Genomic DNA, 25,441 nt, shown 5'->3' with positions numbered 1-25,441 from the left:
CGCCTTTCGTCCAGTAGGATCGCCGCCGGTGCTCGCGCAAGGCACAGGCAAAGCCAGCCAGCGCATACATATGCGAATGCAGTAATGCCATCGGCCCAAGCCGAGCCGGTTGCCATCACGCCAGGGAGTGTCGCGGTTCGCAAGCCGATGTAACTGGTAAGGACCGCCAAGCTAAGGCTGATCAGGTTGCTCTCATTGACGAATGCCTTTCGCCAATCGAGCACAGCGCGGAGCGGGGCCCGTCGCATTACCCGCCAAGCCCTTGCCGTCCGAATTCCCATGGCACTCCCCAATTGCATTGATCCATGAGGTTGAAGCTACACTCCGCCGAACAATGAGATCGCCTCCACACTCGGGATTCTAAAACGATCGGACGCGGCGCGAAGGAAAGTGAGAGTGACCTCATTCCGATACCCTGTCACGGGGTAGGCGTACATCTTCGTCGGGTGGAACTCATCTAACAGAGTGAGAAAATCCGCGAGCTCATCCTTCAAATCCAGCGCTTCGAAACGGGGCCGGTCTATTCGCTTCCAGGCCGCGAGCAGAGAATGTCCGACTCGCCTGCGGAAGACGCTTGGCTTTATCCCTTGCCGAAAGAGGCACGCTTTCAGGCACAGTTCCCAGCCGTGCGCATACAGGTGACGGATGGGCAGATCGAAGCGCAAACGGAACGCTTCGGCTTGGTCCTCGACCTGCGCGGTCAGCCGGTCCGCAGCGTCAAAGTAGGAGAGGCCTAAAAGATAGAACCCGATCGGGCTTTGGCGGTTGTCCAATTCAGCCATCTCTCCACCCCCGAATCGCGCAGCCTTGCAATAACTCCAAGCATCAAACCGGGGCTAGGGCACAACCGCGCCGCAGACGTGGGGACAAATGTGGGGACAGGCTCGACTCCGGAGAGAAATACCTAGGAAATTCAACTCTTTGAGAGGGCTGGTTGGTGGACAGGGCTAGATTCGAACTAGCGTACGCTTGCGCGGGCAGATTTACAGTCTGCTGCCTTTAACCACTCGGCCACCTGTCCACACCAGCCTGCCGGTGCGCGGGTCGCCCCGCTGATTGGTCCTGCAAAGGACCGCCCGGCCGAGGGAGCCGCGCATTTGGCGACCAATCGCTTGCCTGTCAATGCCCTCGCTGGCAGGGAGCGTCGGGAAATCGCACAACAATCGTATAACGACAGGAAACGACATGGCTGGCCGGGACGACCGACCGAAAGGAAAGGCGCTGCGCGGGCGCGCGGGGCGGATGCAGGGCGGGCGCGGCTCGGGCCGGGCGTCAAGCGGCGCGGTGCGGCTGTGGGGCCGCCACGCGGTCGAGGCCGCGCTGACCAATCCGGAGCGCGACGCCAAGAAGCTCTGGGGCACGCGGGAAGCGATCCAGGCGATGCTCGACGACAACGACGCCGAATTGCCGACCTCGCTCCCGGTCGAATATGCACAAGCCGTCGATCTCGCCAGGCTGGTCGCGCGCGACGCGCCGCACCAGGGGCTGGTGCTCGACTGCGCTCCGCTGCCCGACGTCGCGCTCGACGAGATCCTCGACGGCCACGATGGTGGACCGATCGTGCTGCTCGACCAGGTCACCGATCCGCACAACGTCGGCGCGATCCTGAGGAGCTGCGCGGCGTTCGGCGCCGCGGCGCTGGTCACGCAGGACCGCCATGCTCCGCCCGAATCGGGGACGCTGGCGAAGAGCGCGTCGGGCGCGCTCGAGGTCGTGCCGTGGGTGCGGGTAGTGAACCTGTCGCGCGCGCTCGAGCGGATTTCCGAAGCCGGCTACTGGCGTGTCGGCCTCGACGGGGACGGCGACACGGTGTTCCCGGGCGCGCTGCCGTCCGGGCCGGTCGCGCTGGTCCTTGGCGCCGAGGGCGAGGGAATGCGCCACAACGTCGCCCAGCATTGCGACACGATCGCGCGGCTGCCGATTGCCTCGGCGATCGAAAGCCTCAATGTATCGAACGCGGCCGCGATCGCGCTGTATGCGGTGGCGACTCGCGAGGGGTAGTCTGGCGGACGGGAGGACTTGGGGATGCGGAAAAAGATCGGCGTGATCGTCGCGGCGGGGCTCGCGCTGCTGCTGGCCGGATGCCTGCTGCTGCCGGGCAAGTTCGCCTCCGACGTCGACGTGCGCAAGGATGGGACGTTCACCTTCAACTACAAGGGCGAGCTCTATTTCATGCCGCTCGCCGACCCCAAGGCGGGTGAGGAGGCAGAAAGCGCGGTTTCTGCCGACTCCGGCGAACCCGAACCGTGCATCGACGAGGAAACGATCGAGGAACGGCCCTGCACCAAGGAAGAACTCGCCAAGCAGAAGGCCGACAAGGCCGATAAGGCGAAGGCAGCCGCGGAAAAGAAGGAACAGGACGCGGCGATGGCCCGCGCCATGCTCGGCGGGATCGATCCGAACGACCCGAAGGCGGCTGAGGCCCTCGCCGAGCGGCTGCTGCGCCAGCCCGGCTGGAAGTCCGTCGTCTACAAGGGCAATGGCGTATTCGACGTCGAATACACGCTGACTGCGCGGCTCGACCATGACTTCGTGTTCCCGACCATCGAAAAGATGAGCGGGGTCGCGCCGTTCGTCACCATCGTCCGCCGCAACGACGGGACCGTGCGGGTCGAGGCGCCGGGCTTCTCGTCGGGTCCGGCCAGCTCGCCGATGGCGGCGTTCATGCAGGCGATGTCGCAGGGAACGGGCCCCAAGCCCAAGGTCGAGGGCAAGCTGCCGACGCCGGAAGGGACATTCGCCATCATCACCGACGCGGAGATCCTCGCTAACGATACCGACGAGGGTCCGAAGCCGGATGCCGCCGGCAAGCGCTTGGCGTGGAAGATCGATGCGCAGACCCAGGTCGCGCCGACCGCACTGCTCAAACTCGCCCCATAGCCTGGCTCAGGGCGCAACGAAAAAGGCCGCGCCGGAGCCCCCGGCGCGGCCTTTTTGCTGGGTGGACGAAGCGCTCGGCCCCGCCCGCCGGAAATCAGTTCACCGCGTCCTTCAGGCCCTTGCCGGCCTTGAACTTGGGCTGCGACGACGCCTTGATCGACATCGGCTCGCCAGTGCGGGGGTTGCGGCCGGTCGAGGCCTTGCGCTTGGCGACCGAGAAGGTCCCGAAGCCGACGAGACGGACTTCGTCGCCCTTGCCGAGCGCGCCGGTGATCGAATCGAAAACCGCTTCCACGGCCTTGGTCGCGTCGTTCTTGGACAGGCCGCTCGCGTCTGCGACAGCGCCGATCAGGTCGTTCTTGTTCATTTGCGGAACCCCCTACCTATGATTTTATGAAACTGTTTGTGAATCGCCTTACGGGTGGCGGGAAAAGAGCGTGAAATCTCGGGACTGTCAAAGGCAAAAGCGCCGGGAATCGGGGCTTGAACCCCCATTCCCGACGCTTTTGAGACAAGCCGAAGCCTGACTGCCGGTTTCAACCGATATCAGTGCGCGGTCGGTGAGGCCGGTGCGGGGTGAACGACCTGTCCCGGCTGACTCGCCAGATCGTCCGCCTCGGTCCATTCGATCGCTTCCGGACGCGACACCAAGGCATGCGCCAGGACCTCGTCGACGTGGATGACGGGGATGATTTCCAGCCCCTCCTTCACGTTGGCGGGAATCTCGGCGAGGTCCTTGCGATTCTCCTCCGGGATCAGCACGGTCTTGATGCCGCCGCGCAGCGCGGCGAGCAGCTTCTCCTTCAGCCCGCCGATCGCCAGCACCCGGCCGCGCAAGGTGACCTCGCCGGTCATCGCGATGTCGGCGCGGACCGGAATGCCGGTCAGCGTGGAAACCATCGCCGTGACCATGCCGATGCCCGCGCTCGGCCCGTCCTTGGGCACAGCGCCCTCGGGCAGGTGGATGTGGAGGTCCTTGCGGTTGAAGATCGACGGCTTGATGCCATAGGCCGGGCTGCGCGCCTTGACGAACGAGAAGGCCATCTGGACGCTCTCGCTCATCACTTCGCCAAGCTTGCCGGTCGTGCGCGCCCCGCCCTTGCCGGGCACGGTCACGCTTTCGATCGTCAGCAGCTCGCCGCCGACTTCGGTCCAGGCAAGCCCGGTGACCGCGCCGACCTGGTTCTCCTCGTCGGAGACGCCGTGGCGGAACTTGCGCACGCCGGCGAAGTCGCTGAGGTTTTCGGCCGTGACGGTGACCGCAGTCTCCTTCCCCTCGAGGATCTTGCGCAGGCTCTTGCGCGCCAGCCTCGCGATCTCGCGCTCCAGCGTACGCACGCCCGCCTCGCGGGTGTAGTAGCGGATCAGATCACGCAGGGCTTCGGTTTCGAGCGTAAACTCGCCCTTCTTCAGCCCGTGCGCCTGGACCTGCTTGTCGATCAGGTGACGCTCGGCAATCTCGACCTTCTCGTCCTCGGTGTAGCCCTCGAGGCGGATGATCTCCATCCGGTCGAGCAGCGGTTGCGGCAGGTTGAGGCTGTTCGCGGTGCAAACGAACATCACGTCCGACAGGTCATAGTCGAGTTCGAGGTAGTGATCCTGGAACTTCGAGTTCTGTTCCGGATCGAGCACTTCGAGCAGGGCCGATGCCGGATCGCCGCGGAAATCCTGGCCCAGCTTGTCGATCTCGTCGAGCAGGAACAGCGGGTTGCTGGTCCCGGCCTTGCGCAGGTTCGACACGACCTTGCCCGGCAGCGAGCCGATGTAGGTCCGGCGGTGGCCGCGGATCTCGGCCTCGTCGCGCACGCCGCCCAGTGACTGGCGGATGAACTCGCGGCCCGTCGCCTTGGCGATCGACTTGCCGAGGCTGGTCTTGCCCACGCCCGGAGGGCCGACGAGGCACAGGATCGGCCCCTTCAGCTTGTTGGTCCGCGCCTGCACCGCGAGGTATTCGACGATCCGGTCCTTGACCTTGTCGAGCGCATAGTGATCGGCATCGAGCACGGCCTGGGCCGCAGCGATGTCTTTCTTCAGCTTCGACTTCTTGCCCCACGGCAGGCCGAGCAAGACGTCGAGGTAATTGCGGATGACGGTCGCCTCGGCGCTCATCGGCTGCATGGTCTTGAGCTTCTTGAGCTCGGCCACCGCCTTGGTGCGGGCCTCCTTCGACAGCTTGAGCTTGTCGATCTTGTCCTGCAGCTCGGCGATCTCGTTCGCTTCTTCGCCGTCGCCGCCGCCCAGCTCCGACTGGATCGCCTTGAGCTGTTCGTTGAGGTAGTACTCGCGCTGGGTCTTCTCCATCTGCCGCTTGACGCGGCCGCGGATCTTGCGCTCGACCTGCAGCACGCCGAGCTCGCCCTCCATGAACGAGAGCACCATCTCGAGCCGCTTGAGCGGATCGGTCTCGGTCAGCAGCGCCTGCTTGTCGGCCACCTTGGCGGCAATGTTGGCGGCGACGGCATCGGCCAGCTTGGCCGCGTCCTCGATGTCGCCCAATTGCGCACCGGCGTCCTGCGGCAACTTCTTCGACAGCTTGGCGTATTCGCCGAACTGTTCGACCACCGTGCGCATCATCGCCTCGATTTCCGAGCCGGTCGCGGTCGGGCTGTCGAGCGTCTCGACACCGGCGACCAGCATTTCGCCGTTGGCGCCGGCTTCCTCGCGCAGGGTCTTCAGCGTCGCGCGCTGCTGGCCCTCGACCAGCACGCGGACGGTGCCGTCGGGCAGCTTGAGCAACTGGAGCACGGTGGCGACGACGCCGGTATCGTAGAGGTCGTCACGCTCCGGATCATCACAGCCGGGATCGAGCTGGGCGAGGAGGAAGATGTCCTTGTCGCCGGCCATCGCCGCCTCGAGCGCGGCAACCGACTTCTCGCGACCGACGAAGAGCGGCACGACCATGCCAGGGAACACGACGATGTCCCGCAAGGGGAGCAGCGGATAGAGATTCATGGCTTCGTTCATTGTCCGTCCAACCCGGCCCGTCGCCGGGGTTTGAACCGAATATGGGGCGCAGGGGTTGGTCCTGCAATGGCGGGACGAAACCGCGCTGTGGATCAGGCGAGCGACAGCTCCCCCTCGGCCAGCATTCGCCGCAGTTCGGCCTTCTGGACCTTGCCGGACGGCGTGCGCGGCAGGTCGTGCGCGATGACCAGCGCCTCGGGTGTCTTCTGACGGGCAACGCCGAGCGTGCGGAAGGCGGCGTCGATGTCCGCGATGGTAGGAGCGGCTGCACCCTCCTGCAAAAGCAGCACTGCGCAGACCCGCTCACCCATCCGCGGGTCAGGCTGGCCGATCGCGGCGGCCTCGCGCACACCGGGAAGCGCCAGCAGCAGCTCCTCGACCTCGCGCGACGAGATGTTCTCGCCGCCGCGGATGATAATGTCCTTCTTGCGATCCGTGATGGCGAGGAAGCCGTCGACGTCGAGCTTGCCGATGTCCCCGGTGAGGAACCAGCCACCCGGAAGGAACGAGGATGCGTTCAGCGCCGGCTCGGAATAGCCGATGAACCGCTCCGGCCCGCGCACCGCAATCTCGCCCTCCATGCCGACGGGCAGATCGCGGCCGGCATCGTCGATGATCCGCACTTCGCAGCCCTCGTTGGGCGTGCCATCGGTGTTGAGCCGCTTGTCGAGCGGGTCGTCCGGATCGCACTGGCTGACGGTCGGCATTTCGGTCGAGCCATAGCAGCGGCAGCAGCGGATCCCCGCGGCCTCGCTCTCGGCCACCAGAGCCGGCGGAACCGTTGCCGCGCCGATGATGAACTGGCCGACGCTCGACAGGTCGCGGCCGTCGCGTCGTCCCGCTTCGAGCAGGCCGGCGAGGTGGAAAGGCGTCCCCGACATTTGCGGCACACGGAATCGCTCGACCAACTCGGCGGCGACCGCAGGGTCCCACGCTTCCATCAGCACCATGTCGCGCCCTTGCAGGGCGTGGCCGAGGACCGCCAGCGTCCCGGCGATGTGTCCGGACGGCCACGGCGACAGCCCTGCCCCTTCCGCAAACCGCTTCCCGTACTGCGCGCGGATCTCCGCCAGCAACGAGCGCGCGGTATGGCGTACGCCCTTGGGCGCCGCGGTGGTGCCGGAGGTGTATAAGAGAAGAGCGAGGTCATCCGGCTCGCCTACGGTTGCCGGGCACTCGCCTTGCGGCAACCGGTCGAGCGCCAGCGCCCCCTCGGGCACCTCGCTTCCGGCAACGATGTTGTGCGCGAGCGCGGGCAGCCGAGGCAACCGCGCCAGCCGGTCGAGAAAGTCGATCCCTCGCCAGCGATCGGGCACGATCAGCGCCTTCGCCCCGCTGTCCGCGAGGATCTGGCCCAGTTCGTGCGGGCCGAAGATGTGGACGATCGGCAGCAGCACGCAGCCCAGCGCCGCCGCCGCCTGGAAGATCACCGCGTTGGCGATCCCGCTCGGCATTTGCATCGCCAGTACGTCGCCCCGGCGCAGGCCGAGCGCGTAGAGCGATCCGGCAAGCTTGCGGCCGCGCCGGTGGAGCTCCGCCAGCGACACCTCGTCCCACCCGCCGGCCCACTGGTGATGGAGCATGGCATCAGGGTGGGCCGTGGCCGCCGCGGCAAACGCCTCGCCCAGCGAATGCTCTTCGGTCAGCCCTGCCGCCGCCCAGCGGCGAAACAGCTCTGCGGGCATGGCGGCGTTGTCGATCTCTCCCATGGCCCCCGTTTCGACATGGAAATGACGCCCCGTCAATACACCGTAAGGGGAAATCCGGATATCGCGCCGCTCGCCGATTTTACCCGGCGCGAGGCACCAGCGGGGCTCACCGCCAAGGGGCCTCGACCATGACATTCCTCACGCGACTGGCGCACGACCGCACCGGTGCGACCGCCATCGAATACGCGATCATCGCCTCGCTGGTGGTGATCGCAATGGTCGCCGCCGTGGGCGGACTGGGCGCCCTGGTCGGCAATTCGTTCGACAACACCGCGACGAGCTTCGAGGACACCCAGTAATCAGCCGATCACCTTGCGTGCCCGAAAGCCGGCGATGTCGTCCTCGGCAAATCCGAGCTCGCGCATGATCTCGTCGGTGTGCTCTCCCACGGCCGGTGCCGCGCGGCGGAAGCGGACCGGGACGTCGCCGAAGTTCCAGAATGCCCCGGGCTGCTCGACCGTGCCGTAAAGCGGCTGCTCGAGGACCGACACCAGGTTCATCTCGCGGTTGACCGGATCGTCGAAGAACCGGTTTGCCGCATCGACGCTGACGACGCGATCGCAGGGGACGCCGGCGGCTTCGAGCGCGGCGAGCAAGTCGGTGGAGGTACGCCGTGCCGCACCGGCCTCAAACCCCGCCTCCTCGCCCAGCACGGTCCGCAGCGCGGCCCGCTCGGCCTCCGAATGTGCCGCGACCGCGATCCATTCGCCATCGCCGCAGCGGTAAATGCGGTGGTACGGGCCGAACCCGGTCTGGTCGGCGGTGACGTGCTCCGTCTCGGACAGCGAGCCGTCCGGCAGAACCAGCAGTTCCCCTTGCGAGAACGCCGAGACGCCGAGCAGCGAGGTCTGCAGGTGATGCGCCTCGCCATGTGCCCGGCGGGCATAGAGCGCGGCCATCATCGCGACGAAACAGCTTTGGGCGGAAAGCACGTCCATGTGGCCGGGGCGGCAGAACACCGGCTTGTTGCCCTCGCCGGCGTTCTCGAACTCCCACCCGGCGATGGCGGAGAAGATCGAGTCGTAGCCCGGCCAGTTGCCCCGGCTCCCCCGCTGGCCATAGGCGCTGACATACGTGAAGCTGGTGTCCGGGGCGATCTCGTGAATGCTGTCCCACGACAGTCCCAGCTTCGCCGCGCCCTTGAAGCGCATGTTGTGGTGGACGCCTTCGCTCCAGCGCAGCAGCCGCTCGAGGATCGGCCGGGCTTCCGGATGGGTGAGATCGAGCGCGATCGAGCGCTTCGAGCGCGCCGCCGCCTGGTAGTAGCGGTGCATGAAGCGGATCCGGTCGCCGGTCAGCGCCTCGACCTTGATGACGTTTGCGCCCATGTCCCCCATCAGCGAGGGGCCCATGGGGCCGGCGAGGAACATGCCGAAGTCGACGACGCGGACTCCTTCGAGCACTTCGGCCGGAGCGCCGTTGGTCCCGGCCGGCGCTGCCGCACCGAGCCACCCCGCCTCGCCGCCTTCGCCCAGCCGGGGCGCCGGGCGGCCGGTCTTGAGCGGCGCGTCGGAATGGAACGGCACGTTGGGCTGCACCGTGCGGCCGAGGTCGGGATCCTCGACCTCGATCGCATAGCCGTTGGCGAGCACCTCCTCGTGGCGCAGCACCTCGCCCATCGGGTAGGCGGGTTCGACCGCGATGTCGGCGGCGCGCAGGTCGCGCAGCCAGTCCTCGATCGGCCGCATCCGGAACGCTGCGGCGGTGCCCTCGTCGGTGGAAAGGTCCGCCCCTTCGGCCAGGCATTCCCACATCGTCGGCATCGTCGCATAGTCGAACTGGCGCGGCGGATCCATGATCTGGAGCCAGTCCCCGCCCCGGCACTGCCACAGCTGCTGCGCCATCGCCCGCGGCTTGTCGGGGTCGTAGGGCGGATTGTTGGGCATCGGTCCCTTGGAGTTTCGCGCCCACAGCAGCGGGATCTGCGAGAGCAGGCCCTGCAGGATCGAGGTATGCGCCGCTCCGCCCTTGCCCGACTGCAGCCGCATCACCAGCCGGCCAAGGATCCCGCCGGCTGCGAGGTGCGCCGCGCCCCACGAGCCCGAGCGGAACCGCCAGACGATCGGGCCGCCGCGGTGGCCGTCGTTTTCGTAGAGCACGCCAAGCCGCGCCGACACGAGCAGCTCGTCATCGCTGCGCTCGACATCAGGATGGCCTTGCGGGCTCCCGGTAATCGCGCACGTGACGAGCCGGGGGAAGCGCGCCGCAAGGCTGGCATCGTCCAGCCCCAACGCCTTCGCCCGCGACGGGCGGAACTGGTGGAGCAGCACATCCGCCCCGGCCAGCCGCTCGTCCAGCACCGCCCGGCCCGCCGCTGTATCCAGGTCGAGCACCAGGCTGCGCTTGCCCCGGTTCCAGTTGGCAAACGGCGCGGTTCCGCGCGCCGGATCACCGCCTGGCCGTTCGATCTTGAGCACGTCCGCGCCCAGTTCGCCCAGCATCAGCCCGGCGACCTGCACGGCCATGCCTTCGCCGATCTCGACGATCCTCAGGTCCTCGAGCATGGGTCTCACACTTTCCGGAAGTTGGGCAGCACCCAGCCGTCCTGTATCGGGGTCCAGGCGACGGCGACCTTCATCCCGATATGGACGTCCTCGGCATTGCAGCCGTCGACGTTGGCGTTGAGGTGGACGCCCGGCGCGCCGTCGAGTTCGACCACGACGGGCACATAAACGTAAGGCTCGCCATCCTTCGGGTTGCGGTTGCAGACGACATAGCTGAACACCGTGCCCGTCCCCGGCAGCGTCGGCCACGCCTTGTCGCTGCTCGAGCACTCCGGGCAATAGGGCGATGGCGGCATCCGCATGTGGCCGCATTGCGCACACTGGCACACGGTCAGCCGGTGCTCCTTCGCCGCCTGCCAGAACGGCTCGGTGTCGGGGTTGGTGGTGATGCGGATCTGCTCGCCCGGGAGGTGGCGCGCGGGACCGTACGGGATCGGTTCGGCCATGTCAGGCGCTCCTCAGGATCAGGCTGGAGACGGGGAGCGAGGCGGGACCGCCGGAGACCAGCGCGAACTCGGCATCGGCGACCTGGTTGATCGCGGTGCCGCGGACCTGTTCGACCCCCTCGACCACGTGGGTCATGCCGATGATGTAGGCTTCGTTGAGGTTGCCGCCGTGGGTGTTGACCGGCACTCCGCCGTTCACCCCGCCGCGCGTCGCGGCGTCGTAGCGAACCTTGCCCGACAGGACGTAGTCGTTGCCCTCGCCTTTCGCGCAGAACCCGTAGTCCTCGAGTTGCATCAGCACCATCGGGCTGAAATGGTCGTAGATCAGGGCGACGTCCATGTCCCTGGCCGAGAGCCCGGACTGGGCCCACACGCGGTCGGCGGTAAACTTGTGGCCGCTGCTGGCGAAGTGCGGATCGGGCATCCCCATCCACGCGAAGGCCCGGCCCCACTCGCGCTGGCCGCCATGGGCGCAGGCGTGGACGACGGCCGGCTTGTGGCGGCAGTCCTTCGCCCGGTCCATCGTCGTGGTGATCACGGCGACCGCGCCGTCCGTCTCGAGGCAGAAGTCCAATCGCCGCAAGGGATCGGCGAGCATTGGCGAGGCTTCGTACTCGGCCTTTTCGAGCGGGGCCTTGCGCACCGCCTTGGGCCGGGTCGCGGTGTTGGCCCGGGTGGCCATGACGATTTCCGCAAAGGCGTCCTGCGTCGTGCCGTAGAGGTGCATGTGCCGCCGGGTCAGCATCGACATCAGGTGCCCCGGCCCGACCAGGCCCGAAGGCTGGAGAAAGCTGTTCTCGGGATTGGGGGCAGACGCGCCAAATACCACGCCGAGCCGGTGCTGGGGCAGCTGCTGGAGCGCCATCACGGTGACGGCATACGTGCAGTCCTCGTTGACGAGACCCGCCGTCGCCAGCCCGATCGCACCGGGGCAGCCGCCGCCGCCGCTCGTCAACGTCGCCGAGAACGAGACGTGGGGCATCCCCAGCGTCTCCATCAACGAGGCGGTGTCGAACTTGTCGAGATAGCCCGCACCGGCGGTCGAATAATACGAGAAGCCGTCGATATCGCGGACCGAAATCCCGGCGTCTGCGCAGGCCTTGAGGATCGCCTCGCCCGCCATGTCGTTGATCGTGCGCGGCCAGCTCTTGCCGCGAACGTAATAGTCCGTGGCCCCCACCCCCACGATCGCGCACTTGTCCTGGTTAGCCCACGCCATCTCGTCTCCCTTCGCGCCCCGCCGCTGCGGATGCGTTTTCGTACCAGGTGCTAGTTGTCGGCGTCGTCGTGGCCGGCCTGCGCCAACCATTCCGCGAACAGCTGGCCGCGCCGGCGCATCAGCAGCCGGGCGATATCCGCGTCGCCCTCCAGCACGGCGCGGCACAGCGCGTGCTGGAGATCGCGCATCCGCTTGCGGTCATGCTCCGACCTGAAGAAGAGGCCCTGCTGCTCGTCCATGCCGAACGAGAAGCCGATTGCCAGCACCAGCTCCATCGCCGGGTTGCCGGTCATCCGGGCGAGCAGCGAGACCAGCCGGTTCTCCGACTGGACCAGCTGGGCCGGGGTGTCCGCACGGTCGATGGCCGCTGCGAACGCGCGCAATTCATCGCGCAGGAGGTCGTCGGTGCAACCCGCCGCCAGCTCGCCGATCTGCTCTGAAATCAGACGGGTTACCGCGATCACATGCTCCAGCCGCGCGCCGTTGAGCCGCAGGTACCGGGCCAGCGCCCGCACCGAGTCGCGCGCGTCGGGACGATCGGAATAGAATCCTCCGTTGGTCCCGCGCCGGACCGAGATCAGCCGGTCGTTCGCCACCATCTTCGCGGCCTGGCGCAGCGTCGGGCGACTGACCTTGAAGCGGTCGAGCAGATCGGCCTCGCTGCCGATGTAGCTGCCCGGCTCGAGCGCCATGCTGAGGTCGGCAAGGCCCTTGGCGGTGCGTTCTACGAGGGTGTTAGTGCGGCTGGGCATGGCCTTAATAGATATCTGTTGGAGATATCCGTCAAGCTCTATTGACGCATTAGCCGATAAAGAGATACCTGTTGAATCGAAGCGATATTCGGAGAGCCTGCCATGAAGCCGTTCGTATTCAGCGCCGACAGCCACATCATGGAGCCAGCGGGCATCTTCCTCGACGGCCTCCCCGCCAGCCTCAAGGGGCACGCGATCCACACGCGCAAGGACGGCGAGTTCCTGATCACCGGCACCGCCGACAAGACGATCTACCGCTTGCGCGTGGGCCAGCACCGCGAAAAGGCGCTCGGCGACAATGAGCGCAAGGGCATCCGCGAAATCCCGGGCCGGCTGGAGGACATGGAGCTCGAAGGGATCGACGCCGAGATCTGCTTCCCCAGCCTCGGCCTGTGGCTCTACTGCCTCGACAGCCCGGAGGCCGAGGCGGCCTCGGCGCGGCTCTACAACGACTGGAACGACGCATTTCTGGGCGGCCACCGCGACCGCTTCGTGCGGTGCGGGATGCTGCCCGTCCTCGACTTCTCGAACACCATCGCCGAGCTCGACTACCTCGCCGGCAAGGGCTTCACCGCGGCGATGCTCCCGGCGGTGACCCCGGCGGCGCTGCCCAAGTACAATGACGAGAAGTGGGACCCGGTCTTTGCGAGAGCGGCGGCGCTCGGCATCGTGTTCGTGATGCACACCGGGACCGGCCTCGCCACAGTGATCCACGAGCGCGGCCCCGGAGCCGGCATCATCAACTACACGAAGCAGATGATGGATGCGCAGAACTCGGCGATGTATCTCGTCACCGGCGGGGTGCTCGACCGCAATCCCGGCGCGAGGGTCGCGTTCATCGAAAGCGGCGCGAGCTGGCTCGTCGCGCTGGCCGAGCGGATGGACGAGGTCGAGGAGGCGCACGCCAACTTCGTCTTCCCCAAGCTCTCGCGCCCTTGCAGCCAGATCATCGACGACCAGGTCTTCGCCAGCTTCCAGCACGACCGTGCCTGCATCGTCTCCGCAGCCGCCGGGTTGCCGGGGGCGAAAAACGTGATGTGGGGTTCGGACTATCCCCACGCCGAAGGCACCTTCCCGATCAGCCGCAAGCTGATCGACGACCTGTTCACGGGGCTCGCAGTATCGGAGGAGGTCCGCGCCAACGTGCTCGGGCTCAATGCGGCGCGGCTGTTCGGGATCGAGCCGGTGGTGAAGACCAGCGCGAAGCTCGCGGCCTGAACGCGCCCCGATCCGTAAACCTCCTGATCGGCTCTCGCCGGTTCGCCTAACACCATTTCGATAGGTTCGCCGCTTCCCGGAACGGAAACGGTGGATCATGTTCGGCAAGGCGATGGACGCGACAAGGCGATTGGCTGGACTGGCCTCCCGCCTGCTCCGCGCCCGCGAGGCCAATGCGACGCTGCTGATGGCGGTGGGGATGCCGGTGCTGGTCGGCGGTGCCGGGCTCGCGGTCGATACCGCGCAGTGGTACCAGTGGAAAGGCGAGCTCCAGTACGCGGCCGACCAGGCCGCGATCGCCGGGGCCTGGGCCCGGGTCAACGATCCCTCGGGCGACAGCTACCGCAGCCGCGCCCTCGAGGAGTTCGCCTCGAACCAGCAGGTCGTGACTTTCGCCGGCACCCCCAGCGTGGCGCTCGCCAACTTCCACGATGGCACCAACAATTCGGTGCTGGTCACCGCCACCGCCGCCAGGGAGCTGCCGTTCAGCGGTTTCCTCACCGGCAACGGCGTGTCGATCACCGTCCGGGCGCAGGCCACGTTCAAGGCCGGCGCGACCTATACGAGCTGCATCCTCGCGGTGAACGAAACCGAATCCGGCGCCGTGACCATCGGCGGCAGCGCGACCGTCACGGCGCGCTGCGGAATCGCGGCCCTGTCGAAGAGCAGCGAGGCGATCACCGTCAACGGCAACCCGACCGTCGATCCCGGCTGGGTGATCGCGGCGGGCGGGATCGACGACTGGTTCACCGCGAACACCAACGCCTCGATCAACGAGTACGTCACCGGATTGGTCGATCCGTTCGCTGGCTTGACCCCGCCCACCAACACCACGCCGCGCACCTACGCCTGCGCCGGCGGGACAACCACCTATACCGCAGTCGGCACGCAGCGCGTGCTGATCGAGGACAAGACCTACACCGGGACCAAGGCCAACAAGGTCACGACGCTGACGAAAACGGTCACCGTCAGCGACATCACCAGCCCCTATTCCGGCGCAGCGAGCAAGAACACCAGGACCGGGACCAGCAGCAACGCCGATACGGTGACGGGCACGGTGACCGGCTCGGGCAGCTCCTATACCCGCACCGACCGGGTCACGACGACGACCACCACCGTCACGGAAGTGACCAGCGCCACCGCCCCCTACCTCGCCGCGATGCAGCCGGGGACCTACAGCGACTTCGACACCGCCTGCACCACGACGATGGCGAGCGGGGTCTATGTGATCGACGGCGGCTCGTTCTCGATCAACGCGCAGGACGAGGTGCTCGGCAGCGGGATCATGATCGTTCTCAGGAACGGTGCCGGGATCCGCATCAATGGCGGCGCCACGGTGAACCTTTCGGCCATGACCGTCGCCCAGCTCGAAGCCGCGGGCGTGTCGAGCGCGCAGGCACAGACGCTTGCGGGCATGCTGGTGTTCGAGGACCGCGCGTCCGCCGGCAACCAGACGACCGGAGGCAACGCCAACATCATCAACGGCAACGCCGCGACCACGCTCGACGGCAAGGTCTACCTGCCGAAGAGCCCGATCCGCATCAACGGCACCGCAGCGGTTTCCAGCCAGTGCCTGATGATCGCCGCCAACACCATTTCCATCCTCGGCAACGCCGATCTCACCAGCTTCTGCCCGCCCGGCATCGACGAGAGCACGATCGTCGCCACGCTGATCGCGGGGGTGAAACTGGTTTCGTGAGCAGGAACGATGCCATGACGATTCCGATACCCCGCAACCGCACGCTGTTCGCGCTGCTGGTCGCCGCCGGGATTGCCGGTTCCGCGGTCGCGGCACTGGCGAACCGGAACGGGTGCGAGGCCGAACAGGAAGCGATGCTGCTGGCCGGCCCCTATCGCGCGGTGCCGGACCGGGCATCCTATGCCGCGGGCATCCTTTGTGCCCGGCACGGCAGGCCCGTGGCCTCGGGCCGCATGACCCTCAGCCGCTGAAGCTCAGGCGGGAACGCCGCTCTGCTGGACCATGATCGCCAGCGCGGTGCGGTTGGCGACGTCGAGCTTGGTAAAGATGCCGTGGAGGTAGATCTTCACCGTCGCCTCGGTCAGCCCGAGCTGTTCGGCGACTTCGCGGTTGCGGCGGCCCTCGGCAACGAGGCGGGCGATCGCCACCTCGCGCTCGCTGAGCTGGTCGCTCCACAGCGGACGCTGCTCTGCCGCCGCGGTCGAGAACGCGCGGTCGAGCAGGTCGGAGTCGATGAACCGTGCCCCTTCCTGCACCGTACGGATCGCGTCGAGCAGGCGGAACTCCGCGCCGTTCTTGTAGACGATGGCGTTGGCGCGCAGGTCCATCAGCGCCATCAGCACCTTGTCCTCGACCTCGGCAGCGAGGATCACCACCGGGCGCTGGTCCCCCGCCTTGCGCAGGGCGCGCAGCGTTTCGACGCCGTCCTTCACCGGCATGCGGATGTCGAGGATGACAAGGTCAGGGTTCGTCTCGGCAATCGCGGCGAGCGCAAGCTCTCCGTTTTCGACCGAGGCCACGACTTCGTGGTCCGCCGATTCCAGCGCAGCCTCGAGCCCGCTGCGGAAGAAGGCGTGATCGTCGGCGATGAGGATGCGGGTCACCTGAACAAGTCTCCGGGCAGTTCAACCGTTACACGTGCACCTCTCGAGCCATTGCAGACTTCGAGCGCCCCGCCAAGGGCCGCAGTGCGTTCGGCGATCGAGCGGGGCAGGACATCGACCGGGATGTCCTCAAACCCGCTGCCGTCGTCCTCGATTGCAATCGCGACGCGGCCGTCCTTCGTGCGGATGGCGACGTCGACCTTGCGGGCGTTGCCGGGCTTGACCGCGTTGGCGATGCCCTCGCGCAGGATCTGCTGAAGGTCGTGCGCGGTTCCGGCGCTGACCAGCAGCGGCTGGTCGGGCGCGCGCAGATCGACCTTGAGCCGCCACTGCTGCGCCAGAAGGTCGGCGAGCGCGCGCATGTCGTCTGTCAGCGAATGGGGATGATGCGGGTCGAGTTCGGTGCGCAGCCGGTCGATCATCGCCCGGATCGAGGCGTTTTCCTTGTCGAGCGCCTGCTTGGTCTTGGCGATGTCCGCGCGGACCTCTTCGGGTACGTTCTTGCGCATCTGCAACGACTGGAGCCAATAGCCCGCCCCGGCGAGCGACTGGGCTACGCTGTCGTGGAGATCGCGGGCGAGCGCGGTGCGCAGGCCGTTCATCGCCGCCTCGCGGGCGACGCTGTCGAACTCCCCGCGATCGATGCCGTGGGCGAGTTCGGCGATCAGGGCCGGACTGGCGCGCAGGGCGTCGGTTCCGACCGGCGGCAGCTCGCCCAGCACGATCCACGCCAGCCCGCTGCCGCACGTGACCGGCAGCGAAAGGCCTGCGTCGAACCCCGAGAGGGCGATCATGCCGTCGGGCTGCGCGAGGGGGACGCCTTGGACAATCTCGCCGGCCTCATCGAGTTCGAGGACATGGCGCCCTGCGGCATCGAACATCTGGGTGCGCAAGGGCGAAGTCCCCAGGGCGCTGCATGTCGCGAACGGCGGCTTGAACGCGCCGGCCTGCGCGTCGAGGCCGACGACCTGGCAGTCGCTCCGGTTGAAACTGCGCCAGCAAAGCAGGCCGGTCCGTGCGCCGGTCACCTCCATCGCATAACCCAGCGCCGTTTCGGGGGCGTCCGCGCCCTGCCCGCTTTCGAACCGTCGCAGCCGCGGAATCGGATTGATCTGGCGCGACAGCCAGATGGCCAGAATCCCGGTGGCTGCGTGGAGCAGGACGTGGCGGATATCCATCGTCAGGTCGATCTCGCCGGTCCGGCGCATCGCTTCCTTGACCGCTGGGATGTTGTGAACCGCACATGCCGTGAAATTGACGGCATTGAGGACCACCGCGGAGCGCACGGTCGCCTTCTCGCCGAACCGCAGCGCCGACCCGAGCATCGACAGGATCCCGATCGAAATCGCGAGCGTGAAGAACCCGTATTGCGACGGCTCGGTATGCTCGATCGCGATGATCATCGCCAGGTCGAGCGCGAAGACGACGTGGCGCAGGCGGAAATCCCACCACCAGCTGCGAATGGCGATGAACGCAGCGATGATTGCGAAGCCGAGATAGACCAGCGCGGCGACATCGTCGGGTTCGTGGACGTAGCCCAGGCCTTCGGGATCGCTCACCGCGAAGTAGAACATCAGGATGGCCAGAACCAGCCGGCCCACAGCCGTCGCCGTTGCCGTGTTGGGAACCCTGATCTTCGTGACCATTATGCGCCCTGCCCTGTGTCTCCCGCGTCATGGGTCCAAAGCGAGGCGGGGTCAAGGAAGGGGCTGGAGCCTCAGCACGTCCTGCCGCCGAACCACTTCGCCACCCAGCGCCGCCGCGATCACCGCAAGTCCCGCGGGGGCATCGGCACGTGTCCCGCAGACGAACAGGTCGACCGCAGCGACCCCGCTTTCGGGCCAGGTGTGGATCGAGATATGCGATTCGGCGAGCAAGGCGACCCCGGTCACCCCCATCGCCTCGCCGAAGTGGTGAAGCCGCACCTCGAGCACCGTGGCCCCCGCCGCTGCGGCGGCGTTGCGCAGGACGGTTTCGATGTGTGCAGGGTCGTCCAGACGCGAACACCCGGCTAGGTCGGCGATCAGGTGGAGGCTGGTTCCGGGCGGGTGGGCCATTTCAGCCAAGGCTCTTGAACGGGTGGGACAGGTGGCTGAGCGCCTTTTCGGCGGCGACGACCCCGCGATAGTGCGCTTCCTCGAACAGCGACAGCCCTGACAGGTCGGAATGGGCAAGCCACACCGGCGGCCCGGCGCTCTCCGCCGCGCGCCGCGCCGGATCGGAGCGGAAGCCGGGGGTCGGCGCGACCATCGCGTGGCCCCAGCGCCAGACGTCGATCCGCCGGATGGCCCCGGCAAGGTCGGAGTTCATCGCGAGCAGGTCGTCCGAGATCACCCGCTGCCATTCCGCGAGGCTGCGCGCCATCAGGACCCTGCGCGCCTGCTTCGGCGTCTCCCGGCTGAGCGGCAGGTACCAGGTCAGCACCGTCGGCCCCTGCCCGGCCGACCCGCTCTGGTGCGTGGCGACGACATAGCCCAGCGACTCGCTGGCGGTGGAGACGTTGTCCCAGGCGAGCGGCGAGCCCTTGCCGCCCGGGTGGCGATCAACCGTGACGTTGGCGACGACCCACGGGGCGTAGGTGAAATTCCCTTGCGCCACATGGGCCGGCGCGACCCGGCGGGCGACGAAGTGCGGCATGGCGAGGATCACCGCCCTGGCGCGGACCCGGGAAACCGTCTGGCGGGCGTGGTCGATCACGTCGGCCAGCGCAAGCTCGCCCTCCTGCCGGACACTGATGATGCTGGCGCCGCCCCGGACCTGCCCCCTGATCCGCTCGGCCATCAGGCTGGCGAGCCGCCCGTTGCCCTCGGGCCAGGTCAGCTCGCGGTCGCCGTCGCCGTTCGCCGCCCACCCGCGCCGCGCCGCGAAGTAGTGGACCCCGGCCCACGCCGAGACCTTCTCCGGCTCGCTGCCGTAATCGTCGCGGCAGCAATAGCGCAGGTAGGCGCGCAAGGGGCGCGAGGTGAACCCTGCCTGGTCGAGCCACGCCGAGAACGGCAGCTGGTCAAGGCCGCTGAATTGGGGGTCGCTGCTCGACAGTGCCATCGGGCTGGCGAAAGCGGGCTTGCCGTCGCTCCCGGCCGCGTTGCGGAACCCCGCCATCGCCGCCGAGAAACGGTCGCGCTGCGCCTTGTCCTCGGAGCTGAGGCCCGACGCCGGGAACAGCCCCTCCTGCCACCCGCCGCGCCACAGCAGCCGCTCCTCGAGGTCGGCGCACAGCTGATAGGGATCATAGATTGGCGCGCCGCCCTCGCCCTCGCCGGTGATCATCCCGAAGCCGCGCAGCATGTGCCGCAGCGCCGCCGCCTCGCGGTTGGGCACGGGCAGGTAATGCGCGCCCAGGGGGTAGGCGCTCACCGCGTTGCGGCCCGAGCGGGCATTGCCGCCGGTCTGGTCCTCCAGTTCGTAGAGCCGGAAGTCCGAAAACCCCGCCTCGGCCAGCCGCCACCCGGCAGCGAGGCCCGCGACCCCGCCCCCGGCGATGACCAGCGGCACGTCCTCGATCGGTCCGGTCGCTTCGGGAAACCTCGCATCGCGCAGCAGGTGCCCGCGCCTCCAGTCCGCCCCGCCCAGCTCGCCCGCGATGGCCTCCCCGCCGCAGCCGGACAGCCCCGCCGCGCCCGCCAGCGCACCGGCCCCGGCGATCAGGGAGCGCCGGTCAACCTTCATACGGCCCCCACTCCTCGGCGAAGGAGCGGACCAGAGCCTGGTTGTCCAGCCGGTTTACCGGGGTTGGCCGGCGGGCCATGTCGGGCGGGAAATCGAACAGCAGCGGCTCGCTTCTCGCCGTCAGGAAGCGCAGGCCCGGCGGCAGTCGCACCGCATCCGGCACCGCGCCGTGCGCCGCCATGGTGAAACCCCACTCGCCGAAGCTCGGGACATAGGCGTGATAGCCGCGCACGGTCAGCCCCGCCGCCTCCAGCGTCGTGGCGACCGTCCAGAACGAGCGCGGCGCGATCAGCGGCGAGGTGCTCTGCACCGTCATCACTCCGCCCGGCGCGAGCAGCCGAGAAACCTCGCGGTAGAAGCTTTCGGTATAGAGCTTGCCGAGCGAGAACTCGGTCGGATCGGGAAAGTCGACGATCACCGCGTCGTACTGCTTCCGCTCCTGCCGAACCCAGCGGAACGCATCGGCGTTGATCACGCGCAGCCGCGGCGAGGACAGCGCGCCGGCGTTGAGCTGTGCCAGCTGCGGCGTGTCGCGGAACAGGCGGGTCATCTCCGGGTCGAGATCGACCAGCGTAACGCCAGCGACGCGGGAATCCTTCAGCACCTCGCGCGCCGCCAGTCCGTCGCCGCCGCCGAGGATCAGGACCTGCTTCGGATCGGCCACCCGCCCCAGCACAGGCCACACCAGCGCCTCGTGATAGCGGTACTCGTCGCGGGTCGAGAACTGGAGGTTGCCGTTGAGATAAAGCCTGAGATCCTTGCCCTGCCGCGTCACCACGATCCGCTGGTAGGGGGTGGAGCGGGCATAGATCACCGGCTCGGCATAGAACGCGACCTCGGACCAGCGCTGGATCCGCTCGGCCGCGAGCAGCCCGGCGAACAGCGAGGCGATCACCACCAGCGCCGCGAAAATGTCGCCGGCGACCTTGCGCTGACCGCGCAGCACGACCAGCAGCGCCACCGCGACCGCGGCATTGAGCAGCCCGAAGGCGAAGCCGGTGCGGATCATTCCCAGCCACGGCACCAGCACCAGCGGGAACAGCAGCGAGGCGACCAGCGCGCCGACGTAGTCATAGGTCAGGACGTTCGAGACCAGCTCGCGAAAGGCGAAGCGGTGGCGCAGGATGCGGATCAGCAGCGGGATCTCGAGCCCGACCAGCGCGCCGATCGCCAGCACCAGGCCATAGAGCGCGACGCGGAAATCCTCGACCAGCGGAAACAGCAGGAACAGCCCCGCCGCCGACCACCCGCCCAGCGCGGCGATGATCAGCTCGACCCGGACGAACACCCCGATCTCGTCCCTCACCACGTAGCGCGACAGCCACGAGCCGACGCCCATCGCGAACAGGTAGGTGCCAATGACGGTCGAAAACTGGGTGACGCTGTCGCCAAGCAGGTAGCTGGCGAGCGTGCCGGCCAGCAGCTCGTAGATCAGCCCACAGGTGGCGACGACAAGCACCGACAGCAGCAGCACCGCCGCGAGGGATCGCGGCGGCAGCACCGCCGCGAGGGATCGCGGCCCTGCGGCGGCGGGGGTCGCGGAAGGATCCGGCTCGTCCGACATCGCTGTCACCCTGAACTCGTTTCAGGGTCCAGCGTCGGCCCCGCCTGAAGTCGTCGTGCCAAACCAAACCGGGGGGCCTCGCTCCCACTCCGCTGGCGGAGGAGCACGCCGGCTGGATGCTGAAACAAGTTCAGCATGACGAGGAATTTCACCGCAGGGTATCTTTTTTAGCCATGCACCGCAGCGGCGATGATGGTCGAGATGCCGACCGCCACCGCGCCGGCAAGGATCGCCACGGCGAGGTTCTGGCGCTCGATGATCTCCTTCCACAGCTCGCCGGGAGTCAGGCGGTCGACCAGCACGAAGCTGAGGATGAAGATGACGATGCCGAGCCCGGCATAGAGCATCGTGGCGAAAAACGTGTCGAGGGTGAGCATGGGCAGTGTCCTTCCCTGAAACTTACTTGTGGCTGGGGCCGCCGCTGGTCCCGGTCTGGCGCGGGCCTTCGTCGGAATAGGGCGACCAGGCCTGGTATCCCGCCCAGGCAAAGCCGGTGAGCAGCGAGAGGCACCAGGCGGCGAACATGATCAGGCGGGTGGTCATCAGTCGTCCTCCGATTCGCGGCGCCACCAGACGATCGCCAGCGGGAGCGCAGCGATGGCGATCAGCAGGGTCCAGAAATTGCCCCACGGATAACTGCCGGACTTGGCCGAGACGCTGACCGAGACCTTTTCGGGCTCCATCCACGTTGCCGGCAGCGGATCGCTCGGCCAACCGTGGGCGGAGGCGTCGACGTAGATGTCGTAGGTCCCGCGCGGCACGTGGCCGAACATCGTTTCCTCGCCGTAGCCGCCCTCGGTCCAGGGACCATCGGAATCGGTGCCGGAATAGCGCTCGATCGTGCCCGAACCATCGAGCGACTGCTGGCTGCGCGTATCGACGAGGGTGAAGTCCAGATCGACCCAGCGGTTGTCGAAGCCCGGGCTGGTCACGTCGCCGCGGACCGTGACGAACTGCCATGGCCGCTCGACCGTGATCGTGCCGATCTTGACCTCGCTGCGCGATCCGCCGACCGGGACGTCGAGACTGCCGCCGGTGCGGTTGGCCGGGCCAGCAAGCACCATCATCAGCGCCACCGCGGCAATCAGCGTGCCCACCGCGACCAGCAGCATGGCCGGCAGGTCGTCGCGCGCCTTGCCATAGCCCGAACCGTAGACCGGCGAAGGGTTGAACGTGCCGCGCGGCAGCTTGCGGGCGTTGACCGCGAAGGCGGCCATCACCGTGTCGGCATCGGCCGGGACGAGCTGGGTCCAGTTGATCTCCCCGTCGCTGTCCTCGCGCGAGAGGACGACGTCGCCGCATTCGTAGGACGAAGCCGTCGCCCGGTCGCCGCGAGCGACGCGCCAGTAGAACTCGCCGACGACAGTGGTCGTCTCCGCCACGGTCGGTTCGTCGCTGCGGGTGAAGCGCTCGCCGCGCCAGGTTGCCGAGCCGCCCTCGGCCTCCGGGAAATCGAGCAGCGGGGTGCCGAACTGCCAGTCACCCTCGAAACAGACCAGCCAGCGATAGCCGAGGTAGGGGTTGAACAGCAGGAACTCCTGCCAGGCGCTGCCGCTGTCCTTGCGGCGGAGCGCGCCGATCACTTCCCACAGCTCGCCGAACAGCACCCCGCGCGTCCCCGGCTCGATCGCCAGCGAACCGGCGGCGGCCTTGTAGGCCTTGATCACCGCGACTTCGGGGCGCGAGACGTCGAGGATCGAGCCGCAATGGCTGCAGGCGAGCGTGGTCGACCAGCCGGCTGCGCGGACCTCCACGCTGCCGCCGCAGTTCGGGCAGGTAATCGCGTGCGGCGCGCTCATGTGTAGGCCCGCGGCAAGGCCCAGCCGTCCACCGCGCGCAGGTTACGCGGCGAAAGGCCGGCGAGATCGTACCAGGCGCCGAGCCAGGCCTTGGTCCCCTCCTCGTCGCGCTGGAGCGAGAGCGCGGAGCCGTCCATCGCGCGGAAGTCGACGTTGGTCATGGTCCGGCCCGGCAGGGTGCGGAACGGCAGGTCGCCTTCGGAGCCGAGGCATTCGGCGTCCTTGACGTCGGTGGCGACGAAGCCCTTGCCGTCCGTCTCCAGATAGGCCCCCGGCTCGATCGCCTTGCCTTCCGCAAAGCGGCGGGCCGGTGGGGCCATCATCGGCCGCTCGGCGCGGGCGGTGAGCATGTACATGCCCATGGCCTCGGCCAGCCAGCGCTCGGTGCCGTCGGGTGCCATGGCCAGCCACTCGTTCCACGAGCCGCCAGACCAGCCCCAGCGCACCCGGCCGACCACCTGCAGCCCGCCCTCGACGCCGAGCACGGTGCCAAGCTGGATCGGCGAGATGTCGTAAGGCAGCTCCGCCACCTTGCCGATGTCTTCCGCCCCTTGCGCGGTGCGCAGCAGCAGCGACTGGCAATAGGCGCAGGTGGCATACGGCAGCGCGGCGCTGCGCACCGGCACCTCGGCCCCGCACGACGGACAGTTCAGCAAAGCCTTCGCCCCCCGACGGCGGTCTTAGCGGATGCGCGACAGCAGCTCGGCCTTCTTGGCCGCGAATTCTTCTTCGCTGAGCGCGCCCATCGTGACAAGCTTGTGGAGCTTCTCGATCATCGCCAGCGGGTCTTCCGCAGGCTGCGCGGCCGCGGCGGGCTGCGCCGTGCCAAGCCCCTGGGCCATCGCGCTGCCCAGCGCAGTCGCCGCCGCGACTCCGGCACCGATCCCCGCGACCCCGCCGCCGCCGTCGGACTGGGCCGCGTCTTCGATCGCTTCGGCCGCCTGGAAGCGGGTGTACTGACCAAGGTCACCGAGCACGCGCATCGAGCTCGCCTTGTCGAGATGGAGCTGGACCTCCTCGGGCAGCGACACGCTCTCGACATAGAAGGTCAGGCATTCGAGGCCCCATTGGGCAAACGCCTTGTCGACCTCGCCCCGAACCGCGTCGCTCATCGCCTGCTGGTTGGCGGCGAGATCGAGGAACGGGACGGCACTCCCGCCCAGCGCGGTCGCCAGAGCGGTCTGGATCGCGGCGCGCAGCTGGGGTTCGAGCGAGGCCGCGCTGACCTCGCCCATCGTGCCGAGCACGCGGCTGACGAACGGCGCGATTTCCTTCAGCCGGAACGAATACGAACCGAACGCGCGCAGCCGCAGCGGGCCGAGTTCCTTGTCGCGCACCGTCACCGGCTGGGCGGTGCCCCACTTGAGGCCCGCCTGTTCCTTCAGCGAGAGGAACACGACGTCCGACTTGAACGGCGACTTGAACGCCTTGTCCCAGTTCATCAGGTTGGAGAGCAGCGGCAGGTTGCCGGTCTCCAGCGTGTGCAGGCCGGGGCCGAAGTAGTCGGCCAGCTGGCCTTCATTGAGGAACGCCGCGACCTGGCCCTCGCGGACCGTCAGCTGCGCGCCGTTCTGGATTTCGCGATCGGCAAACGGCACGCGCCAGGCGAGCTCGCCGGCCTGCTCCTGCCATTCGATGACATCGACGAACTGCTTGCGAAGAAAATCGAACATTGGCCGCGTGGTCCCATCCTGAGGCCGCGCTATCGTAATGTCGTCGTGGCTGCTTGCAACGGAAACCGGATCACGTTTCGGCCGGCTTGTTGGATTTCGGAATGCGAGGAAGCCGCCTTCGCCACGTGAGGTGCGACAGGGCGATCGGTACGGCGCCGCACATGGCGCGCGGGAACCGGCGTGACGCGCATTGCGACCGACCGCAGGGAGCCACGCGCCCGAGCGGTTCGACCCTGAAGAGACGAGCGGATCGCACCGGGTCCGGGCTCGCAGGGAGGCCGGTGCGATTGCGGGACCTCGCGGTCCTGCCGGTAGATCTGCCGCGGCTCCGGGAAAGGCTCCATGGGAGCGGCCCGAGGCTGGTGATGCGGCCGATGCCGTCGTCCGTGGGGAGGCGCTGGTTGCAGGGCCCTGGCTGAGTGCCGTTCCTGCGCCCGCACCGATCGCCCGGTGCGCGAGGC

24 protein-coding genes and 1 tRNA gene are annotated in these 25,441 nt (G+C 67.8%); 6 read left to right on the top strand and 19 right to left on the bottom strand.

The features are described 5' to 3' along the window. Nucleotides 1-317: 317 nt before the first annotated feature. Entirely contained in the window at nt 318-782 is a 465-nt protein-coding gene (locus AC3WLD_RS12640; RefSeq protein ID WP_492557321.1) for a hypothetical protein, read from the bottom strand. 153 nt (nt 783-935) lie between these two features. After that, nucleotides 936-1,021 (bottom strand) — tRNA-Tyr (locus tag AC3WLD_RS12635). Nucleotides 1,022-1,185: 164 nt separating this feature from the next. Here AC3WLD_RS12635 and rlmB point away from each other — a divergent pair. Next, nucleotides 1,186-2,001, top strand: coding sequence for a 23S rRNA (guanosine(2251)-2'-O)-methyltransferase RlmB (rlmB, locus tag AC3WLD_RS12630; RefSeq protein WP_492557320.1), 816 nt, complete (start codon nt 1,186-1,188; stop codon nt 1,999-2,001). 24 nt (nt 2,002-2,025) lie between these two features. Further along, on the top strand, nt 2,026-2,880 hold the full coding sequence (locus AC3WLD_RS12625; protein ID WP_492557319.1) for a hypothetical protein: 855 nt from the start codon (nt 2,026-2,028) through the stop codon (nt 2,878-2,880). 94 nt (nt 2,881-2,974) lie between these two features. Here AC3WLD_RS12625 and AC3WLD_RS12620 read toward each other — a convergent pair whose 3' ends face one another. From AC3WLD_RS12620 to AC3WLD_RS12610, 3 genes are all read right to left on the bottom strand, one after another. Continuing rightward, nucleotides 2,975-3,247: an HU family DNA-binding protein gene (locus tag AC3WLD_RS12620; protein WP_492557318.1), complete on the bottom strand. Its 273-nt coding sequence runs from the start codon at nt 3,245-3,247 to the stop codon at nt 2,975-2,977. A 179-nt stretch (nt 3,248-3,426) separates the two neighbouring features. After that, on the bottom strand, nt 3,427-5,844 hold the full coding sequence (gene lon, locus AC3WLD_RS12615) for an endopeptidase La (protein ID WP_492557317.1): 2,418 nt from the start codon (nt 5,842-5,844) through the stop codon (nt 3,427-3,429). 92 nt (nt 5,845-5,936) lie between these two features. Further along, a complete protein-coding gene (locus AC3WLD_RS12610) occupies nt 5,937-7,553 on the bottom strand; it encodes an AMP-binding protein (protein WP_492557316.1) in 1,617 nt (538 codons plus the stop codon). Between the two features lie 128 nt (nt 7,554-7,681). Here AC3WLD_RS12610 and AC3WLD_RS12605 point away from each other — a divergent pair, with 128 nt between their 5' ends. Next, nucleotides 7,682-7,852: a Flp family type IVb pilin gene (locus tag AC3WLD_RS12605; RefSeq protein ID WP_492557315.1), complete on the top strand. Its 171-nt coding sequence runs from the start codon at nt 7,682-7,684 to the stop codon at nt 7,850-7,852. Here the strand turns inward: AC3WLD_RS12605 and AC3WLD_RS12600 are convergent, their stop codons facing one another. The 4 genes from AC3WLD_RS12600 to AC3WLD_RS12585 are packed head-to-tail and all read right to left on the bottom strand — an operon-like array spanning nt 7,853 to nt 12,474. Beyond that, nucleotides 7,853-10,057: a CaiB/BaiF CoA-transferase family protein gene (locus AC3WLD_RS12600; RefSeq protein ID WP_492557314.1), complete on the bottom strand. Its 2,205-nt coding sequence runs from the start codon at nt 10,055-10,057 to the stop codon at nt 7,853-7,855. It abuts the gene before it with no gap. Nucleotides 10,058-10,062: 5 nt separating this feature from the next. Beyond that, complete coding sequence (locus AC3WLD_RS12595) at nt 10,063-10,503, bottom strand: Zn-ribbon domain-containing OB-fold protein (protein WP_492557313.1); 441 nt, start codon at nt 10,501-10,503, stop codon at nt 10,063-10,065. 1 nt (nt 10,504) lies between these two features. After that, on the bottom strand, nt 10,505-11,722 hold the full coding sequence (locus AC3WLD_RS12590) for a thiolase C-terminal domain-containing protein (protein WP_492557312.1): 1,218 nt from the start codon (nt 11,720-11,722) through the stop codon (nt 10,505-10,507). Nucleotides 11,723-11,772: 50 nt separating this feature from the next. Then, nucleotides 11,773-12,474 (bottom strand): FadR/GntR family transcriptional regulator, encoded by a 702-nt coding sequence (locus AC3WLD_RS12585; RefSeq protein WP_492557311.1) that lies wholly within the window; start codon nt 12,472-12,474, stop codon nt 11,773-11,775. Nucleotides 12,475-12,576: 102 nt separating this feature from the next. Here AC3WLD_RS12585 and AC3WLD_RS12580 point away from each other — a divergent pair, with 102 nt between their 5' ends. The 3 genes from AC3WLD_RS12580 to AC3WLD_RS12570 all read left to right on the top strand — a co-directional run bounded on the left by AC3WLD_RS12580 (nt 12,577) and on the right by AC3WLD_RS12570 (nt 15,642). Further along, nucleotides 12,577-13,692: an amidohydrolase family protein gene (locus AC3WLD_RS12580; RefSeq protein ID WP_492557310.1), complete on the top strand. Its 1,116-nt coding sequence runs from the start codon at nt 12,577-12,579 to the stop codon at nt 13,690-13,692. A gap of 97 nt (nt 13,693-13,789) precedes the next feature. After that, a complete protein-coding gene (locus tag AC3WLD_RS12575) occupies nt 13,790-15,391 on the top strand; it encodes a pilus assembly protein TadG-related protein (RefSeq protein ID WP_492557309.1) in 1,602 nt (533 codons plus the stop codon). A gap of 14 nt (nt 15,392-15,405) precedes the next feature. After that, a complete protein-coding gene (locus AC3WLD_RS12570; protein ID WP_492557308.1) occupies nt 15,406-15,642 on the top strand; it encodes a hypothetical protein in 237 nt (78 codons plus the stop codon). A 3-nt stretch (nt 15,643-15,645) separates the two neighbouring features. On the opposite strand, the gene AC3WLD_RS12565 is transcribed toward AC3WLD_RS12570, so the two are convergent. The 10 genes from AC3WLD_RS12565 to AC3WLD_RS12520 form a co-directional block, all read right to left on the bottom strand. Next, nucleotides 15,646-16,275: a response regulator gene (locus tag AC3WLD_RS12565; RefSeq protein ID WP_492557307.1), complete on the bottom strand. Its 630-nt coding sequence runs from the start codon at nt 16,273-16,275 to the stop codon at nt 15,646-15,648. After that, on the bottom strand, nt 16,272-17,921 hold the full coding sequence (locus AC3WLD_RS12560; RefSeq protein WP_492557306.1) for a sensor histidine kinase: 1,650 nt from the start codon (nt 17,919-17,921) through the stop codon (nt 16,272-16,274). Before AC3WLD_RS12560 ends, AC3WLD_RS12565 begins: the two co-directional genes overlap by 4 nt. 51 nt (nt 17,922-17,972) lie before the next feature. Beyond that, nucleotides 17,973-18,332, bottom strand: a complete 360-nt coding sequence (gene speD / locus AC3WLD_RS12555) for an adenosylmethionine decarboxylase (RefSeq protein WP_492557305.1) — start codon at nt 18,330-18,332, stop codon at nt 17,973-17,975. 1 nt (nt 18,333) lies between these two features. Continuing rightward, nucleotides 18,334-19,944 carry an NAD(P)-binding protein gene (locus AC3WLD_RS12550; RefSeq protein WP_492557304.1) on the bottom strand — a complete coding sequence of 537 codons (1,611 nt, stop codon included), beginning with the start codon at nt 19,942-19,944 and terminating at the stop codon, nt 18,334-18,336. Beyond that, complete coding sequence (locus tag AC3WLD_RS12545; RefSeq protein ID WP_492557303.1) at nt 19,934-21,508, bottom strand: polyamine aminopropyltransferase; 1,575 nt, start codon at nt 21,506-21,508, stop codon at nt 19,934-19,936. The genes AC3WLD_RS12550 and AC3WLD_RS12545 overlap by 11 nt, the downstream gene beginning before the upstream one ends. A 167-nt stretch (nt 21,509-21,675) precedes the next feature. Further along, a complete protein-coding gene (locus tag AC3WLD_RS12540; protein WP_492557302.1) occupies nt 21,676-21,885 on the bottom strand; it encodes a DUF350 domain-containing protein in 210 nt (69 codons plus the stop codon). 22 nt (nt 21,886-21,907) lie between these two features. Then, on the bottom strand, nt 21,908-22,051 hold the full coding sequence (locus AC3WLD_RS12535) for a hypothetical protein (RefSeq protein WP_492557301.1): 144 nt from the start codon (nt 22,049-22,051) through the stop codon (nt 21,908-21,910). Continuing rightward, entirely contained in the window at nt 22,051-23,307 is a 1,257-nt protein-coding gene (locus AC3WLD_RS12530) for a DUF4178 domain-containing protein (protein WP_492557300.1), read from the bottom strand. Before AC3WLD_RS12530 ends, AC3WLD_RS12535 begins: the two co-directional genes overlap by 1 nt. After that, the gene (locus AC3WLD_RS12525) at nt 23,304-23,927 is read right to left on the bottom strand and encodes a DUF4178 domain-containing protein (RefSeq protein WP_492557299.1); all 624 of its coding nucleotides are present in this window, start codon (nt 23,925-23,927) and stop codon (nt 23,304-23,306) included. Before AC3WLD_RS12525 ends, AC3WLD_RS12530 begins: the two co-directional genes overlap by 4 nt. Before the next feature lie 60 nt (nt 23,928-23,987). After that, nucleotides 23,988-24,980: an SPFH domain-containing protein gene (locus AC3WLD_RS12520; protein ID WP_492557298.1), complete on the bottom strand. Its 993-nt coding sequence runs from the start codon at nt 24,978-24,980 to the stop codon at nt 23,988-23,990. Nucleotides 24,981-25,441 lie beyond the last annotated feature (461 nt).

The organism is Novosphingobium sp. FW305-C-111 (genome assembly GCF_058783565.1).
The sequence above is the reverse complement of the archived record's forward strand: the minus strand, read 5'-3'. Positions and strand labels throughout refer to the sequence as shown.